Source organism: Pseudoalteromonas sp. Z1A2, from assembly GCF_011378755.1.
Lineage (GTDB): Bacteria > Pseudomonadota > Gammaproteobacteria > Enterobacterales > Alteromonadaceae > Pseudoalteromonas > Pseudoalteromonas distincta.
Map to the genome: position 1 here is coordinate 1 of NZ_WTKX01000023.1, position 16,999 is coordinate 16,999.

The 16,999-nt window shown below is 40.4% G+C and carries 17 protein-coding genes; 15 read left to right on the plus strand and 2 right to left on the minus strand.

The genetic code is table 11. The annotated features are described in order from the left end of the window. Window positions 1-533: 533 nt before the first annotated feature. A complete protein-coding gene (gene rne / locus GQR47_RS15100) occupies window positions 534-3,791 on the minus strand; it encodes a ribonuclease E (protein WP_024596135.1) in 3,258 nt (1,085 codons plus the stop codon). 772 nt (window positions 3,792-4,563) lie between these two features. On the opposite strand from rne, the gene rluC reads away from it, so the two are divergent. Both rluC and GQR47_RS15110 read left to right on the plus strand, forming a co-directional pair. Beyond that, window positions 4,564-5,523, plus strand: coding sequence for a 23S rRNA pseudouridine(955/2504/2580) synthase RluC (gene rluC / locus GQR47_RS15105; protein ID WP_024596136.1), 960 nt, complete (start codon window positions 4,564-4,566; stop codon window positions 5,521-5,523). Continuing rightward, complete coding sequence (locus GQR47_RS15110; protein ID WP_024596137.1) at window positions 5,520-6,182, plus strand: HAD-IA family hydrolase; 663 nt, start codon at window positions 5,520-5,522, stop codon at window positions 6,180-6,182. Before rluC ends, GQR47_RS15110 begins: the two co-directional genes overlap by 4 nt. A gap of 9 nt (window positions 6,183-6,191) precedes the next feature. Here GQR47_RS15110 and GQR47_RS15115 read toward each other — a convergent pair whose 3' ends face one another. Beyond that, on the minus strand, window positions 6,192-6,791 hold the full coding sequence (locus GQR47_RS15115; RefSeq protein ID WP_154903353.1) for a Maf family protein: 600 nt from the start codon (window positions 6,789-6,791) through the stop codon (window positions 6,192-6,194). A 131-nt stretch (window positions 6,792-6,922) separates the two neighbouring features. Between GQR47_RS15115 and yceD the strand changes: the two genes are divergently transcribed. From yceD to GQR47_RS15180, 13 genes are all read left to right on the plus strand, one after another. Then, a complete protein-coding gene (yceD, locus tag GQR47_RS15120) occupies window positions 6,923-7,447 on the plus strand; it encodes a 23S rRNA accumulation protein YceD (RefSeq protein ID WP_007375269.1) in 525 nt (174 codons plus the stop codon). A 9-nt stretch (window positions 7,448-7,456) separates the two neighbouring features. Next, on the plus strand, window positions 7,457-7,627 hold the full coding sequence (rpmF, locus tag GQR47_RS15125) for a 50S ribosomal protein L32 (protein WP_002962381.1): 171 nt from the start codon (window positions 7,457-7,459) through the stop codon (window positions 7,625-7,627). Window positions 7,628-7,639: 12 nt separating this feature from the next. Then, complete coding sequence (plsX, locus tag GQR47_RS15130; protein WP_002962380.1) at window positions 7,640-8,680, plus strand: phosphate acyltransferase PlsX; 1,041 nt, start codon at window positions 7,640-7,642, stop codon at window positions 8,678-8,680. A gap of 52 nt (window positions 8,681-8,732) precedes the next feature. Next, window positions 8,733-9,659, plus strand: a complete 927-nt coding sequence (gene fabD, locus GQR47_RS15135) for an ACP S-malonyltransferase (protein WP_165724001.1) — start codon at window positions 8,733-8,735, stop codon at window positions 9,657-9,659. An 11-nt stretch (window positions 9,660-9,670) separates the two neighbouring features. Then, window positions 9,671-10,417 carry a 3-oxoacyl-ACP reductase FabG gene (gene fabG / locus GQR47_RS15140; RefSeq protein WP_002962378.1) on the plus strand — a complete coding sequence of 249 codons (747 nt, stop codon included), beginning with the start codon at window positions 9,671-9,673 and terminating at the stop codon, window positions 10,415-10,417. Between the two features lie 250 nt (window positions 10,418-10,667). Further along, window positions 10,668-10,904 (plus strand): acyl carrier protein, encoded by a 237-nt coding sequence (acpP, locus tag GQR47_RS15145; protein ID WP_002962377.1) that lies wholly within the window; start codon window positions 10,668-10,670, stop codon window positions 10,902-10,904. Between the two features lie 215 nt (window positions 10,905-11,119). Next, window positions 11,120-12,358, plus strand: coding sequence for a beta-ketoacyl-ACP synthase II (fabF, locus tag GQR47_RS15150; protein WP_002962376.1), 1,239 nt, complete (start codon window positions 11,120-11,122; stop codon window positions 12,356-12,358). A gap of 59 nt (window positions 12,359-12,417) precedes the next feature. After that, window positions 12,418-13,233 (plus strand): aminodeoxychorismate lyase, encoded by an 816-nt coding sequence (pabC, locus tag GQR47_RS15155; RefSeq protein WP_165724003.1) that lies wholly within the window; start codon window positions 12,418-12,420, stop codon window positions 13,231-13,233. Next, the gene (gene mltG / locus GQR47_RS15160) at window positions 13,227-14,213 is read left to right on the plus strand and encodes an endolytic transglycosylase MltG (RefSeq protein WP_165724004.1); all 987 of its coding nucleotides are present in this window, start codon (window positions 13,227-13,229) and stop codon (window positions 14,211-14,213) included. Before pabC ends, mltG begins: the two co-directional genes overlap by 7 nt. Window positions 14,214-14,219: 6 nt before the next feature. After that, window positions 14,220-14,846: a dTMP kinase gene (gene tmk, locus GQR47_RS15165; RefSeq protein WP_002962371.1), complete on the plus strand. Its 627-nt coding sequence runs from the start codon at window positions 14,220-14,222 to the stop codon at window positions 14,844-14,846. Window position 14,847: 1 nt separating this feature from the next. Beyond that, complete coding sequence (locus GQR47_RS15170) at window positions 14,848-15,762, plus strand: DNA polymerase III subunit delta' (RefSeq protein ID WP_165724006.1); 915 nt, start codon at window positions 14,848-14,850, stop codon at window positions 15,760-15,762. A gap of 11 nt (window positions 15,763-15,773) precedes the next feature. Next, a complete protein-coding gene (locus GQR47_RS15175; protein WP_002962367.1) occupies window positions 15,774-16,100 on the plus strand; it encodes a PilZ domain-containing protein in 327 nt (108 codons plus the stop codon). Window positions 16,101-16,215: 115 nt separating this feature from the next. Beyond that, a complete protein-coding gene (locus GQR47_RS15180; RefSeq protein WP_024600474.1) occupies window positions 16,216-16,995 on the plus strand; it encodes a YchF/TatD family DNA exonuclease in 780 nt (259 codons plus the stop codon). Window positions 16,996-16,999: the final 4 nt, after the last annotated feature.

Below are 16,999 nucleotides of genomic sequence, written 5' to 3' on the forward strand. Positions count from 1 at the left end.
AATGAAGTAAATTTAAATCCAGAGAAAAAAGAAGCAATGCGGGCGGCATAAAATTTACTTTGATGCGACAACTAACTTGAAAAACTCCGAAAAGCGCAGCGTCTCTTAACCTCTTTGTGAAAAAATTACTTTTTACGGGCTTTGTGCCCGTCACGCCAACAAGTTGTGCGTCTACAGGTTAATTTTATTCACGGTGTTAAATTTCGGCTGTAGTAGTGAAGCTTGCTTACGCGAGAAGCAACGCTTCTGTTTATTTAATTTCTTTGCTAACAAAACCACTAAAAGATCTATTTCACATAGAGAAGTGAAAGAGGAGTAAATGAGAAACACAAGCGATGGTTTGCTAGCGGGGCTTATTTAAGTTAGCTAGGCTTAGCCTTATTACTACCTCTAAAAGCGCAGCGTCTCTTAACCTCTTTGTGAATAAATCGCTTATTGTGGGCGTGAAGAAACTTTAATAATTATTCAAATCATATAAACAAAAAAGCCCCACTATTTATTAAATAGCGGGGCTTTTTAATGAATGTTAGTTATTAATCAACACTCATTGTTTTAGTCATTGCAGAGCTTGCACGACCAGCAGGTTTGATCGAACCTGCACGTAAACCACTGTCTGGAACTAGTTCACGTTTATCGTGAGCCATTGCTACAGACGTATGTTTCACTTCGCTATCAGCTACAGGAGTAGGTTGTGCCATTGGCGCACTTGCTGACCCTTGAGTAACCGCTGTTTTAACATGCGGTGCTGATTTTTCAGTTTTCAATTTTGCTTCAACTTTAGCAGGCTCTTCAGTTGCTACTGGTGTTTCAACTTTAGCAGGCTCTTCAGTTACTACTGGCGTTTCAGCTTTAGCAGACTCTTCAGTGGCTACTGGCGTTTCAACTTTAGCAGGCTCTTCAGTTGCTGCTGGTGTTTCAGCTTTAGCAGGCTCTTTAGTGGCTACTGGTGTTTCAGCTTTAGCAGGCTCTTCAGTGGCTACTGGTGTTTCAACTTTATCAGGCTCTTCAGTGGCTACTGGGGTTTCAACTTTAGCTGGCTCTTCAGTGGCTACTGGCGTTTCAGCTTTAGCAGGCTCTTCAGTTGCTACTGGTGTTTCAACTTTAGCAGGCTCTTCAGTTGCTACTGGTGTTTCAACTTTAACTGGCTCTTCAGTTGCTACTGGCGTTTCAGCTTTAGCCGGTTCTTTAGCTTTTACTGGCTCTTCTACAGCTTCAACTTTTGCTAAGTCTTCAACCGCAACGGCTTGTTCAACTTGTTGCGACGCATCTACCGGTGTTTCTTCTGATTTCGCTTTAAGTTCTGCTTCGTATTCTGCAGCAGCTTGATCAGCAACTGGAATAAATGCAGGGGCTTCATCAGATTTAACTTCTGCTTCACCTTCAGGGCGACGACGACGTTGACCAGATGCACGAAGATGACGAGGAGAACGACGTGAACGTGTACGTGTTTGCTCTTGTTCGTCTTCAGTAGTTGCTGTTTCATCGTTAGAATCAACAACATCAACTTTCTCTTCTTTAATGTGAGCTGTTTTTTCTGCCGGAGTTTGCTTTTGCTTTTCTACAGCAGGAGCTTGCTCTTGAACTTGTGGAGTTTCAGTCACAGCCGTTTGCTCAGGAGCTTGCTCTGTTGAGTTAGCTTGCTCAGCTTTTTCATCTTGCAGACGTACTTTTTTACGTATGTTACGACGTTGACGGCGAACTTTAGGCTTCTGCTCTTTAGGCTCTGCAGCTTGTGCTGGCTTAGAATCAGTTTCTACTTCCGCCTTTGCAGGGGCTTCAGTTTTAACTTGATCTTTTTCTTGGTTTTTATGCTCTGGGCGCTTACGAGAGTTAGGATTACGACGGCGCTTGTTGCGGTTCTCGCTTCTCTCTTGAGTCTCGGTGCTTGCTGCTGAGTCAGTTTTAGCTTCCTCTTCAGCGGCTGGACGCTCATTGCGCGGCTTGTTAGTGCGTGGGTTATTATTACGACGACGTTGATTGTTATTACGACGACGATTATCGTTACCACGACGCGCATTATTGCGCGTTTCTTGCTGCTCTTTTTCTACAGCTTCTTTTTTCTCTTCTTCAGATTCACTTGCAAATAACGACTTAAACCAATTACCAATAGCAGCTAGTAAGCCACCTTCAGTTTTAGTTTGTGCTACCGCAGCAGGCTCTACGGCTTTAGCTGGCGCTGCTTGTGGAGCAGGAGTAGAAGGCATTACCACGCCTTTTAGCATCGGCTCTTCACGGACTGGCGTACTTGGAGATTTTGACATCTCGAATACTTCAGGCTCCGGTGCAACAACTTGTCCGTAACTTACAGTTTCAAGTGTTTCGTCTTTACGTAAGCGCATAACTTCATAATGTGGTGTTTCCATATGTTGATTTGGAATAATCACTACGTCACATTTATGATGTTTTTCAATGCGGTGAACACTACGACGTTGCTCATTTAATAAATAAGCGGCAACAGCAACAGGCACTTGTGCATTTACTTGTGCTGTATTGTCTTTAATTGCTTCTTCTTCAATTAAGCGAAGAATTGAAAGTGCTATTGATTCGTTTGAACGAATAGTACCTTGGCCACTACAACGTGGACATGGGCCTTGGCTTGCTTCACCTAATGAAGGACGCAAACGCTGGCGCGACATTTCAAGTAAACCAAAGCGTGAGATTTTACCAATTTGAACGCGAGCACGGTCTGGGCGCGCTGCATCTTTTAAACGATTCTCTACTTCACGTTGATGGCGTGGAGGAGTCATATCGATAAAGTCGATTACAATTAAACCACCTAGGTCACGAAGACGTAATTGACGTGCAATTTCATCGGCCGCTTCTAAATTTGTATTAAGTGCTGTCTCTTCAATATCGCCGCCTTTAGTTGCCTTAGACGAGTTGATATCAATAGATGTCAGTGCTTCAGTAGGGTCAATTACAATTGAACCACCAGAAGGAAGACGTACTTCACGCTGGAATGCAGACTCAATTTGGCTTTCAATTTGGTAATGTGTAAATAAAGGCGTGTCACCTTGATAAAGCTTAACACGGCTCATAAAGTCAGGACGAAAACGCTCAATGTGCGCTTTAGCTTCTTCAAAAACACGTGGTTTATCAATTAAAATTTCGCCAATGTCACGACGTAAATAATCGCGTATTGCGCGGAAAATCACGTTGCTTTCTTGGTGAATCAAAAACGGTGCTTTAGCACTATCGGCTGCTTGTTTAATTGCATCCCAATGTACTAATAGTGCTTTTAAATCGTAGTTAAGTTCTTCAAATGACTTGCCAACACCCGCTGTACGAACAATTAAGCCCATACCTTTAGGTAGTTCTAAACGACCTAATGCTTCTTTAAGTTCAGTTCGCTCATCACCTTCAATACGACGAGAAATACCGCCAGCACGAGGGTTATTAGGCATAAGAACTAAATAGCTACCAGCAACACTGATAAAAGTAGTTAACGCTGCGCCTTTTTGGCCGCGTTCTTCTTTATCAACTTGTACTATTACTTCTTGACCTTCTTTTATTACGTCGCGAATGTTAGGGCGACCATGAAAAGTGTAACCTGCAGGGAAGTAAGTACGTGCAATTTCTTTTAAAGGAAGGAAACCATGGCGGTCAGCACCGTAATCAACAAATGCTGCTTCAAGAGATGGTTCAATGCGAGTGATTTTGCCTTTATAAATATTGGCTTTTTTCTGTTCGTGACCTGGGCTTTCGATATCTAAATCATAAAGGCGCTGGCCATCAACCAGTGCTACGCGCATTTCTTCTTGCTGCGTTGCATTGATTAGCATACGTTTCATATTGTTACTCTACTTATTTATGTCGCTGACATGACGATGTTTTTCTCGCCTGTTCAGTTGTCCCTATTTTTAGAATGTGCAGCCTCACGACTGGGTCTTTAACGGAACGGCTCTGTATCTCGTATGCAGTATTTTAAATGCTGGCAAACAATAGCGATTATTACCGCTATTAAATTCTTAATGGTGCTAAAACTGTCGGCTTTTCAGCTACGTTTACAAGTTTTACCCAGAAGTCGGCCTGTCATATTAATCTTACTAAATATCATTCATATTAGGCGCGTAGGGCTCATTAAGTTGGTGAGCAATACATACTGATGTATCGCTAATATCCGTTTTAAGAGCAAAAATCGCTGCCGATGTTAATGAACGCTTATTTATTAGATTTTTTTAATTCTAAATAAGCTGCTGTACGGTACTACAATAATTGAGCTAGTGCTGAACGACGTTTTTTACGTCGTCACTATCAGACAAATTATCTGTTCATTGCTTTCTCTAGCACATTAAAAATCGCTTCATGTTCAAACTTAACCAGCAATATATTACGCGCATTGCCGTTAATTGATCGCACGTGTTAACTGAGGAGGCATAAAAGCTTTGGAAAACTTAACTCGGATCTGTATGATCGGCTACCCAGAATGTGCATCACGAATGTTTTAATGTGTTAAAAAGCACCGTTGTTATTTGCAAATACTAAATATTTGCGCTGCTGATTATCCCACTATTATTACAGTGTTAGCAACTAAATTATTTTACTTAAATTAGTGATTAGGCAATGTCAGAAAAAAACGACTTACAAGTAACTTATGTCACTATCAATGAAGACCATTTAGGTCAGCGTATTGATAACTTTCTTATTACCCATTTAAAAGGGGTGCCTAAAAGCGCTATTTATAAACTTTTGCGCAAAGGTGAGGTACGCGTTAATAAAAAGCGTATTAAGCCTGTATATAAACTACAGCTTGACGATGTACTGCGTATTGCACCTATCAGAGTTGCTGAGCGTGAAGAGTTTGTACCATCAAAGTTAGACAAAGTAACTCGCCTAGAAAACGATATTTTATTTGAAGATAAATACCTTATCGTCATAAATAAACCTTCAGGTATGGCTGTTCATGGTGGCAGTGGTTTAAGTTATGGTTTAATTGAAGCGCTGCGCGCGCTTCGCCCAGAAGAGCGCAATCTTGAGCTAGTTCACAGGCTTGACCGTGATACATCGGGCTGTTTACTTATTGCAAAGCGCCGTTCGGTGTTAACAGCATTGCATGAACAGCTTCGTGAAAAAACCATGGAAAAAAATTACTGGGCACTTGTAGAAGGGCAGTGGGACTCTAAAACTAAAAACGTTACCGAAGGGCTGCGTAAAAATACACTTAAATCGGGTGAACGCGTAGTACGTGTAGATAACACTGAGGGCAAGCCTTCGCATACGCGTTTTAAAGTACTTGAACGTTTTAACGATTGCTCACTCGTACAAGCATCACCTGTTACAGGGCGTACGCACCAAATTCGTGTTCATACGCAATGTAAAGGTCATCCTATCGCGTGCGATGATAAATACGGCGATCAAGGGTTTGATGAATCTATGCGTAAAGTTGGGTTAAACCGTTTATTCTTACATGCACACGATTTAAGTTTTTATCATCCTAAAAACGAAACAACGATGCGTATTGAAGCGCCCCTTGATAAAACGCTTAAAAATACATTACTAAAATTACGAGACGCAAAACAGTGATTGCAGAGACGCCAATTAAAAAATATAAGCTCGTCATTTTTGATTGGGATGGCACCGTTATGGATTCAGTCACTAAAATAGTTAACTGTATTCGTAGTAGTGCTGAGTCACTTAATTTAGTGGCGCCAAGTGATTTAGCAATTAAAAATATTATTGGTATGTCGCTTGAAAAAGCAATTGATGTTTTATTTCCCAATAATGCCGCGCAGCATCAAGCGCTAATTAAAGGGTATAAACACCAATATAGTGTTGATACCACGCCAACTCCTGTATTTGATAATGTTGTCAGCGTTTTAGGTGCCTTAAAAGAGCAGGGCATTGTTTTAGCGGTTGCAACAGGTAAAGGTCGAGATGGATTAGAGCGTTTGCTTGATCAAAGCCAACTTAGACATTTTTTTAGTGCAACACGTACAAGCGACGACGCACTGTCTAAGCCCTCTCCAAATATGCTGTATCAATTACTTGAAGAACTTGGCATAAGCGCTCAAGACGCTGTAATGATTGGTGACACTCAAATAGACATGACAATGGCAAAAGCTGCAGGCGTGGATAGAATTGGCGTAACAATGGGTGTACATAACGCACAGCAGCTAAATAAGCTTAGCCCTGTTGCAACGGTAGATAATTATCTTCAATTGCAACAGGTTTTGCTTGGCTAATTTATTTAACTAGAGCTTGTTTTGAGCGGTAAGCACATCAATACCAAACTCAGCCAGTAATTGGCTGAGTTTAATTAATGGTAATCCAATTAAGCTATTAGGATCGTCTCCGCTTAGTTTTTCAAATAAACAGATACCCAACCCTTCACTTTTAAAGCTGCCAGCACAGTTATAAGGCTGCTCTGCGTCGCAATAAGCACTAATTTGTGCATCACTGAGTGTTTTAAACGTCACATTAAAAGGTTCTACACAGGTTTTTTTTGTTCCAGTTACAATATCGTAAACACAAAGCCCAGTTAAAAATGTTACAGTATTACCGCTAAATAAATTTAGTTGTTTTAGAGCATTTTGTTTATTGTGCGGTTTACCTAAAATTTGATTGTTAAACACAGCGACTTGGTCTGATCCAATTGCTAACCCTTTTTTAAAGTGTTTATTAGCTGCTGAGGCTTTTAACTCACTTAAACGCTTAACCAGTTCAGTAGGTGTTTCGCATTCAAGTGCTGATTCGTCAACGTCGGGTGAAAACGTATCAAAGGGTAAATTAAATTTTTGTAATAAAGACTGCCTAAAAGGCGAGCTTGACGCTAAAATGAGTGGAAGCTTCATGGACTGTTTTCCTACGATAATTCAGATTGAGTTAGGATAAATCAGATCCGAGAGTAAAACACGTTAAAAACCAAGTAAAAATGGTTTTTTACTTTGACTAACAAACTAACTATCTATATGATGCAGCCCCTATGCAAAAGGTGAAAATTCCCATCACTCTTCATCCAGGCAAAGCAGCGCAGCACCGTTTAAAGTATGACGGAATTGTACCGCTTGAAAAACTTACTCGTTTAGAGAAAGTTGTGCAGGAAGAAGTAGGTGAAATAGCGGTAAAAATACATTGCAAAAACGATGATCAAGGTTTCGCTGTGATTAGAGGCAATTTGTCCACACATGTTACTGTCATTTGTCAACGTTGTAATGGTGATTTAGGGTTGGATTTGGTTCAAGACTTTGCATATTCACCAGTAGGTGAAGATACAGAGTTAGATATTTTTCCAGAAGACTACGACGAAGTAGCACTTGATGAAAATGGTGAAGTTAACGTTTTTGATTTAATTGAAGACGAACTAATTTTAGCAATTCCATTAGTGGCTACCCACAACGAAGCTTCATGCAGTTATTCAGCAAAGCCTGCCAGCTTTGGTGTATTAAAGGCGGAAGATGATAAACCTAATCCATTTGATATTTTGAAACAACTTAAGAAAGATTCTTAGGAGAAGACTATGGCTGTACAAAAAAGCAAAAAGTCTCGTGCAAGACGCGGCATGCGCCGTTCACACGATGCGATCAGTGGTCCAACTTTAACTGTAGATCAAACATCTGGTGAGACTCATCGTCGTCACCATGTGACTGCAGATGGTTACTACAAAGGCGTTCAAGTAATTTCTAAATAAGAGATTACTTATATGCTGAAAGATCTAACCATAGCGTTAGATATGATGGGGGGCGATTACGGCCCCCGTTCATCTATTCCTGCTGCCGTTCATGCGGTAAACGCTCATGCCAATTTAAGTCTCATTTTATGTGGCAATGAAGACGTTATATCTAAAGAACTCGAATCCCTCGATTCTTTATCTCATCCAAGACTCATAATTCGTCATTGTAGTGAAATAGTCACTAACGCCTGCGAACCTGCAATTGCTGTACGTTCAAAAAAAGATTCATCTATGCGTGTTGCCCTTGATTTAGTTAAGTCGGGCGAAGCACAAGCGTGTGTTAGCTCAGGTAATACCGGCGCTTTATTTTTTATGGCTCACTACGTATTAAAAATGCTGCCAGGTGTTAAACGTGCCGCACTCATTTCATCTGTTCCTACAGAAAGCCAAAACCCAGTATATTTACTCGACTTAGGTGCTAATGTGCATTGCGATGCGCAAATGCTCTATCAGTTTGGCATTATGGGCTCTGTAGTTGCTGGTCAAGCACTTGGGTGCGATAACCCTCGCGTTAGCTTATTAAATATTGGCGCTGAGGACATTAAAGGCCACGATGATATTAAACAGGCTGCACAATTAATGCAGCAAAGCCCACATATTAATTACATTGGTTATAGCGAAGGAAGTGATATTTTTTCTGGCAAAGCTGATGTTATTGTATGCGAAGGGTTTGTGGGTAACGTGGCGCTTAAAACATGCGAAGGCATTGCCAAGCTTATTATGAATAAGTTTACAGCTGCGCTCGAAAAGCACCTTTTGTATAAATGTATGGCGTTTATATTGCGTCCAATAATAAAAAAACTCTATAAAAGGGTGAACCCCGACCAGTATAACGGTGCTTCTCTGGTAGGATTGCGCGGTATTGTCGTTAAAAGTCATGGAAATGCGTCAGCTAAAGCATTTCAAGCAGCAATTGATGAAGCGGTAAAAGAGGTTGAACGTCAACTTCCTGATAAAATAGCTGCTATTTTCGAAAAAACACATTCTAAAGACACGGCGGTTAATCAATAATTGATGTGCCGTGTATTTCATTATTTATTTGTTTAATTAAAAAGAGCAAAGTATGGCACAAAAAATTGCACTTCTATTCCCAGGTCAAGGCTCGCAAAGCGTTGGTATGTTAAAAGAGCTACTAGAGAGTTCTGACATTGTTAAAGCAACATTTGCAGAAGCATCAGATGCACTGGGTTACGACTTAGCAGAGCTAGTTCTTAATGGCCCAGAAGAAAAATTAAATCAAACTCATCGTACACAACCTGCATTATTAACTGCAAGTGTTGCTATTTACCGTGATTGGCTTGCAGCAAACCCAGATGCAGAAGTTGTTATGGCGGGGCACAGCTTAGGTGAATATTCAGCACTAGTATGTAGCGACGTACTAAGCTTGAGCGAAGCTGTTAAGCTTGTTGAAAACCGTGGTTTATACATGCAAGAAGCTGTACCTGCAGGCGTAGGTTCAATGGCTGCGATTATTGGCTTAGGCGATGAAGAAATAAAAGCGGCATGTGCTGCCTCAGCGCAAGGTGAGGTTGTATCTCCAGTTAACTACAATTCTCCTGGTCAAGTTGTTATTGCAGGGCATAAAGCGGCAGTAGATAGAGCATCACAAGCATGTAAAGATGCTGGTGCTAAACGCGCATTACCACTTTCGGTTAGCGTACCTTCACATTGTGAACTAATGAAGCCAGCTGCTGATAAGCTAGCGGTAGACTTGGCCGCTTTAACATTTAATACACCTAAGTGTGATGTAATTAATAATGTTGATGTAAAAGCTGAATCGACCGCTGATGCAATTAAAGATGCACTAGTACGTCAACTATACAGCCCAGTTCGCTGGACAGAAACAGTACAAGCCTTGGTTGCACAAGATGTAACGCAAAGCTACGAATTTGGTCCTGGTAAAGTATTAACAGGACTTGCTAAACGAATTGATAAAGCAATGGTTTGTGGCTCAGTAAACGATGCCGCTTCAATCGCTGCTGCTAAATAAGAGTATATAAAATGTCTAATTTATTTTCTTTAGAGGGCAAAATTGTCCTAATTACTGGCGCTAGCCGTGGTATTGGTAAAGCAATTGCAACAACATTAGTTGCGCAAGGTGCAAAAGTAGCAGGCACTGCTACAAGCGAGTCAGGCGCTGCTAAAATCAGCGAGTACTTAGGTGACAATGGTAAAGGTTATGCATTAAACGTAACGGATCCTGCATCTATTGAAGCGACACTTGCCGCAATAAAAGCTGATTTTGGCGATATTGACGTACTTGTTAATAACGCAGGTATCACACGTGACAACCTATTAATGCGTATGAAAGAGACTGAATGGGACGATATAATCGACACTAACTTAAGCTCGATTTTCCGTTTATCTAAAGCGGTACTTCGTCCAATGATGAAGAAAAAGAAAGGTCGTATTATCAATATTGGCTCAGTAGTGGGCACTATGGGTAATGCAGGACAAGCTAACTATGCAGCGGCTAAAGCAGGCGTCATTGGTTTTTCTAAGTCACTTGCACGCGAAGTGGCATCACGTGGTATTACAGTAAACGTAGTGGCACCTGGTTTTATTCAAACTGATATGACTGATGATTTAACTGATGAGCAAAAAGCAGCAACACTTGCAAATGTTCCAGCAGGGCGTTTAGGCCAACCAGACGAAATTGCAGCTGCGGTATGTTATTTAGCATCTGACGCTGCTGCGTACGTATCAGGTGAAACTTTGCATGTAAATGGCGCGATGTACATGGTTTAATAACCATTATACCCACATTGTTACCTAATAAAGTTAAGTAAGTTACCTCAAAAACATTGAATTATTTGTGAACTTGCTTTAAACATACTTGAAATCGCTGCGAAAATAAGCGATAAAAGACAAAACACACACTCAGAGGTTTGACCAGACAATTATTTATGGTCAAATCATTGAATCAGAGAATTATGCCGCGTAAACTACGCGGCAATCTGAAAATAACGCATCGGCGTTTTTAATAAAGGAAAGAAGAATGAGCGATATCCAAGAACGCGTAAAGAAAATTATCATTGAACAACTAGGTGTTAAAGAAGAAGAAGTTAAAAATGAATCTTCTTTCGTAGATGACCTAGGTGCAGATTCTCTTGATACTGTTGAACTAGTAATGGCTCTTGAAGAAGAGTTTGATACTGAGATCCCAGATGAAGAAGCTGAGAAGATCACTACAGTACAAACTGCTATCGATTACGTAACAGCACACGCTGAGTAATTAATCGCACGTTAAAGGCAGCATCCGCTGCCTTTAATTTTTTATATCCAAACCACCTCAAAGTTCGTGATTCAAAACTTAAGCCTCAATGCTCAATTTTAGCTAAAAATTAATTTTGATTGTGTTATGCGTTTTTAATCTATTTTGGGACTAGCACTTTGAGGTAGCTTGGGTATGATCATCCCCTTGTAAATATCCCTTATTGGAGGCAAACCGTGGCTAAACGTCGAGTCGTCGTAACTGGCTTAGGAATGTTGACGCCGCTAGGTAATGATGTTCAATCAACCTGGCAAGGCTTATTAGATGGCAAAAGTGGCATTCAAACAATAACCCACTTTGATACATCAAAATTTGGTACTAAATTCGCTGGTTTAATAAATGACTTTGATGCAACTGCATACATGTCAGCGAAAGATACTAAAAAAATGGACTTGTTTATTCAGTACGGCATTGCAGCGGGTGTTCAAGCCTTTAAAGATTCAGGCCTTGAAATTACTGAGCAAAACGCAACACGTATAGGTGTAGCTGTGGGCTCTGGTATTGGTGGCTTAACGCTTATCGAAGAAAACCACATTAAGTTATTAAATAGTGGTCCGCGCAAGTTATCGCCATTTTATGTTCCGTCTACCATTATTAATATGATCTCAGGTCACTTATCAATGATGCATGGACTTCGTGGTCCAAATATTTCAATTGTAACTGCCTGTACTACTGGTTTGCATAATATTGGCCATGCCGCGCGCATGATTGCCTACGGTGATGCAGATGCAATGGTTGCTGGCGGTGCAGAAAAAGCCTGTACCCCAATTGGTATGGGTGGCTTTAATGCTGCACGTGCACTTTCAACCCGCAATGACGACCCACAAGCGGCTTCTCGCCCTTGGGATAAAGACCGCGATGGCTTTGTGCTTTCTGACGGTGCAGGTGTTGTTGTAGTTGAAGAGTACGAACATGCAAAAGCACGTGGCGCTAAAATTTATGCTGAGCTTGTTGGCTTTGGTATGAGCGGCGATGCGTACCACATGACATCACCACCAGAAGATGGAGCCGGTGCTGCCCTTGCAATGCAAAACGCACTAAATGATGCGCAAGTGAACGCTGAGCAAATTGGTTACATTAACGCACACGGTACATCTACAAATGCAGGCGATAAAGCAGAAACTGCCGCTGTTAAATCTATTTTTGGTAATGCAGCTAAAGATGTAATGGTAGGCTCGTCTAAATCGATGATGGGTCACTTGTTAGGTGCTGCAGGCTCGGTTGAATCGATTATTTCGATTTTATCACTGACAGATCAAAAAGTGTCGCCAACTATCAACCTTGATAACCCAGACGAAGGGTGTGACTTAGATTATATTGCTCACACTGCACGTGATGCAAAGTTAGACTTTGCACTGTGTAACTCGTTCGGTTTTGGTGGTACTAATGGCTCGTTGCTATTTAAAAAGGTATAATCTTTTTTAACAACGAATCAAATTATAAGAGCTCAGTTGTTTAACTGGGCTTTTTTTATATGCCAAATAAAATGCAAACAATAATAGCAGTAGATCAAAACAGCACTTTAAGCACGCGTGATAGAGGCTTAAATTACGGTGACGGCTTTTTTACAACGGCTAAAGTTGTTAATGGGCAAGTACAGTATTGGGCTCATCATAAAGCGCGTTTGATTGAATGCGCACAGCGTTTGGGTTTTCCTGAGCTAGATTTTAATCGCCTTGAAAACCAAATTGCTTTGCATATAAAAGCTGCACCACTCAACGTGCTTAAAATACTTGTAACGCGAGGCGAAGGCGGACGTGGTTATGGGCTGCCAAGTGAGTGTAATATTACTATTTTATTGAGCATATTAGATTACCCTAGTAATTACGAAGCGCTTGTTAAAAAGGGTGTAAATCTCGAAATAAGCCCAATTAAATTAGCAGCACAGCCTTATTTAGCGGGTCTTAAAACACTAAACCGGCTAGAGCAAGTACTAGTTAAAAAAGCAATGCAAACGCAAAACTGCGACGATGTGTTAGTGCTTGATTACAATAACAATGTAATTGAAGCTTCTGCAGCTAATATTTTTGCGATTGAAAATAAGCGTGTGTTTACGCCATTGCTTGATGAGTGCGGAATAAAGGGCGTTTATCTGCAATCGTTATGTGATAAATTGCCTGTTGAATTTAAACGCGTGAAAGTAGAAGACTTAACCCAAGCAGACGCCGTATTTGTGTGTAATAGCTTAATGGGAGCAGTACCTGTAAAACGTATTGAGCAACAGGTATTTAATACAGACGACAGCCACGCATTACTAACTAAATTATTAGCCAAGGAGGCTGAGTGTTAAAAGTTATTTTATCGGTACTTTTTTTAGCTGTTATAACCACTGCTGTTGGTTACCAGCAATTACAAGCAACAATAAATAGCCCGTTAAAGGTAGCACAAAGCACACAATTTGAAGTTAAGCATGGCACTGGCTTTAATAAGTTATGCCAACAATGGCAAGCTAATAACTGGGTAGAAAGTTGTTGGCGTTATCAGGTAATTGCCAAGTTAGATCCCACTCTTACCGACTTAAAAGCTGGGTTTTACGAGCTAACAGCCGATAGCGTTATTAATAACGTAAAAAAAATTAACCAAGGTCAGCAAATTAGTTTTAGTTTTACCATAATTGAAGGGCAAAACTTACGTGAAGTACTAAGTGCTATTAAAAAAGCTGATAATTTACAAAACGATTTAAAAACTGACGAACTAAGTACTCAAATACTGGGTAATAACACGCACTTAGAAGGCTGGTTATTCCCCGACACTTACCATTATCATAATAACGATACTGCAAGCAGTGTATTAAAACGTGCAGCACAAAAAATGCAGCAAACGTTAGATGATGCTTGGCAGCAGCGCGCCGCTAATCTACCCTATAAAACAGCATACGAAGCACTAATAATGGCTTCAATTATTGAAAAAGAAACAGGCCTTGCCAGCGAGCGTCCGTTAATTGCATCAGCGTTTGTTAATCGATTAAACACCAATATGCGCCTGCAAACCGATCCAACCGTAATATACGGGCTAGGCGCTGACTTTGATGGTGATATTAAACGTAAGGATTTGCGCGATTATACGCCCTACAATACGTATCGTATTAATGGTTTACCGCCAACACCGATTGCAATGCCATCAAAAGCCGCTATTTTAGCTGCAGTTAATCCGCCGCAAAGTGAATATGTTTACTTTGTATCAAAAGGCGATGGTAGCCACCAATTTTCAACCACGTTAAAACAGCATAACGCAGCAGTTAAAACGTATATATTAAATAAAAAGAATTAATAGTTTATGAAACCAAAATTTATAGTAATAGAAGGGCTAGAAGGCGCGGGCAAATCAACCGCTATTTCGTTATGCCAAGACTTTTTAAACAAACAAAAAATAGACTTCATTAACGTCCGCGAACCTGGCGGCACGCCACTGGCTGAATCGCTTCGTACGCTTGTAAAAGCAGAGCACGAAGAAGAGATTGCCTTTGAAACCGAGTTGCTTATTATGTACGCAGCACGTTCGCAATTAATGCACAATGTTATTACCCCAGCGCTTGATAAAGGCCAATGGGTACTTGCTGATCGTCATGACTTATCGTCTCAGGCGTATCAAGGTGGTGGGCGTGGTATTAGCTCAAATACATTAGCTTCACTTTCGTCAATGGTATTAAAGGGCTTAAAGCCTGATTTAACTATTTACCTCGATATTGACCCAGTGATAGGCCTTGAACGTGCAAAAGGACGTGGTGAGCTTGACCGTATTGAACAAGAAGCCATTGAGTTTTTTCAGCGTACTCGTATGCGTTATGTTGAACTTGCTAATGACGACAACACAATTAAAACGGTTGATGCAAACCAAAGTATTGATAAAGTACATCGCGATATAACCAATGTACTGCATTCATTTTTTGAAGGCCTAAAATAATATGCCATTGCCTTGGCTACATGATACTCAAGCACGTTTAGCGAAAAGTTATCGCGCAGAGCGTTTTCATCATGCGCAATTATTTTGTGGGCCTGTTGGCGTAGGTAAGTTTGAGTTAAGTGATGAGCTTGGGAATGCTTTGCTATGCCAAAATATAGCTAAGCAGGTAGCTGCGCAAAACAGTATGCTAAAACCTTGCGGGCAGTGTAAAAGCTGTTTACTTAACCTGGCTGGCACTCACCCCGACAAACGTTTAACGCAAGTTGATGGGCAAAGTATTGGTGTAGACGATATACGTGGTATTAGTGATTTTATGAATCACTCTGCAGCGCAAAATGGCAATAAAGTCGCGATAATCGAAAATTGCGAAAAAATGACCACAGCAGCAGCTAACGCATTATTAAAAACACTTGAAGAGCCAACTAATAGCCGCTTTTTAATATTAACCACAAGCCAACCACAGCAGCTCCCTGCAACTATTTTAAGTCGATGCGCTAAAAGTGACGTAAAAATAACTAATACTGCACTTGCTCAGCAGTGGCTAGAGACATTAGATATTCCTAACTATAGTTGGTTAGCACTTTTTTATAACCAACCGCTGCAAGTAAAGCATTGGCAACAGCAAGACCAGCTAAAAAATATTGATACACTGTATAAGTTTGCAACTGAGTTTAAACAAAGCCATAATTTCAAAGCGTTAGTCGATATAATAAATAAACAGCCTGAACTTGTTCGTATATTTACTTTGTTTTTAAGCGTGCAACTAAAGCAGCAATTACTGCAAGGCATGAGTTTTGACGCTTATCAAAGTGCGCAAAATGCATTAGGCGAGTTTTTACAAAATAACACCCAAGTACTTGGCCTTAATTTACCGCTTGCTGTATCACGATTAGCATACACATTGCGAAATTCTTAAAAGGATTAATCATGCAAGAACTACTAGTAGACATAGACGATTTAGACGAGTTATACCGTTGTTATATGCCTTACTTAAAAAAAGGTGGCTTATTTGTACGTACTAATATGCGTTACGAAGCAGGGCATTCGTTAGCGCTTAGAGTTACCTTGCCCGATGCCTTAGAAGATGATGTAGTAACAGGTAAAGTGTCGTGGATCACGCCACAAGGTGCACAAAGCTCTAATCCTCCAGGTATTGGTATTAGTTTTTTAGACGATAAAACAAACCTAAACGCTAAAATCGAAAAGCTGCTTGGGACTATGTTAAACTCAGGCGATCAAACATATACCATGTAGCTATAGGGTCGGTTTTTCATTGAGATTAACGCCGCCCTATATTGGGTTCTTTTAATTGCTAACATAATAAATTAAAAGAACAAATTTAAACCCTGAACATAATACAGGCCTTATAGTGATTGTAGATTCTCATTGCCATTTAGATCGTCTTGATTTTGATAAATTAGACTTAAACCTTGACCAAGTTCTTGATAAAGCGCGTGCAAAGCAAATCGAGCACTTTTTATGTGTAAGCGTAACGCTTGATCAGTTTCCAAGCATGCTTGATAAAATTAAGCACTACGACGATGTTTCAGCCTCATGTGGTGTACATCCACTTGATCAAAAAGACGCCCTTAATAAACAGCAACTAATTGACTTAGCCTCACACGAAAAAGTCGTTGCTATTGGCGAAACGGGTCTTGATTACTACTATTCAAAAGATACCCACGCAGTGCAGCAAGCAAGCTTTGTTGGGCATATTGAAGTAGCTAACGAATTACAAAAGCCGTTAATTATTCATACACGTGATGCCCGCAGCGATACCATTAATTTAATGCGTGAGCACAAGGCCGAAAACTGCGGTGGTGTACTACATTGCTTTACTGAAGACTGGGATATGGCTAAAAAAGCCATAGACATGGGCTTTTATATTTCTATTTCGGGCATTGTTACCTTTAAAAATGCTATTGAACTAAAAGAAGTAGTAAAGCAAATACCGCTAGATAGATTATTAATAGAAACCGACTCGCCTTATTTAGCGCCGGTACCGTATCGTGGGCAAACTAATCAGCCAGCATACGTAGAAGACGTTGCTTACTACATTAGCGAACTTAAAGGCATTAGCTTTAATGAACTGGCTAAAGCGACTACCGAGAACTTTTATTCTTTATTTAAATTAGCAGCTAAAGGCTAAATAC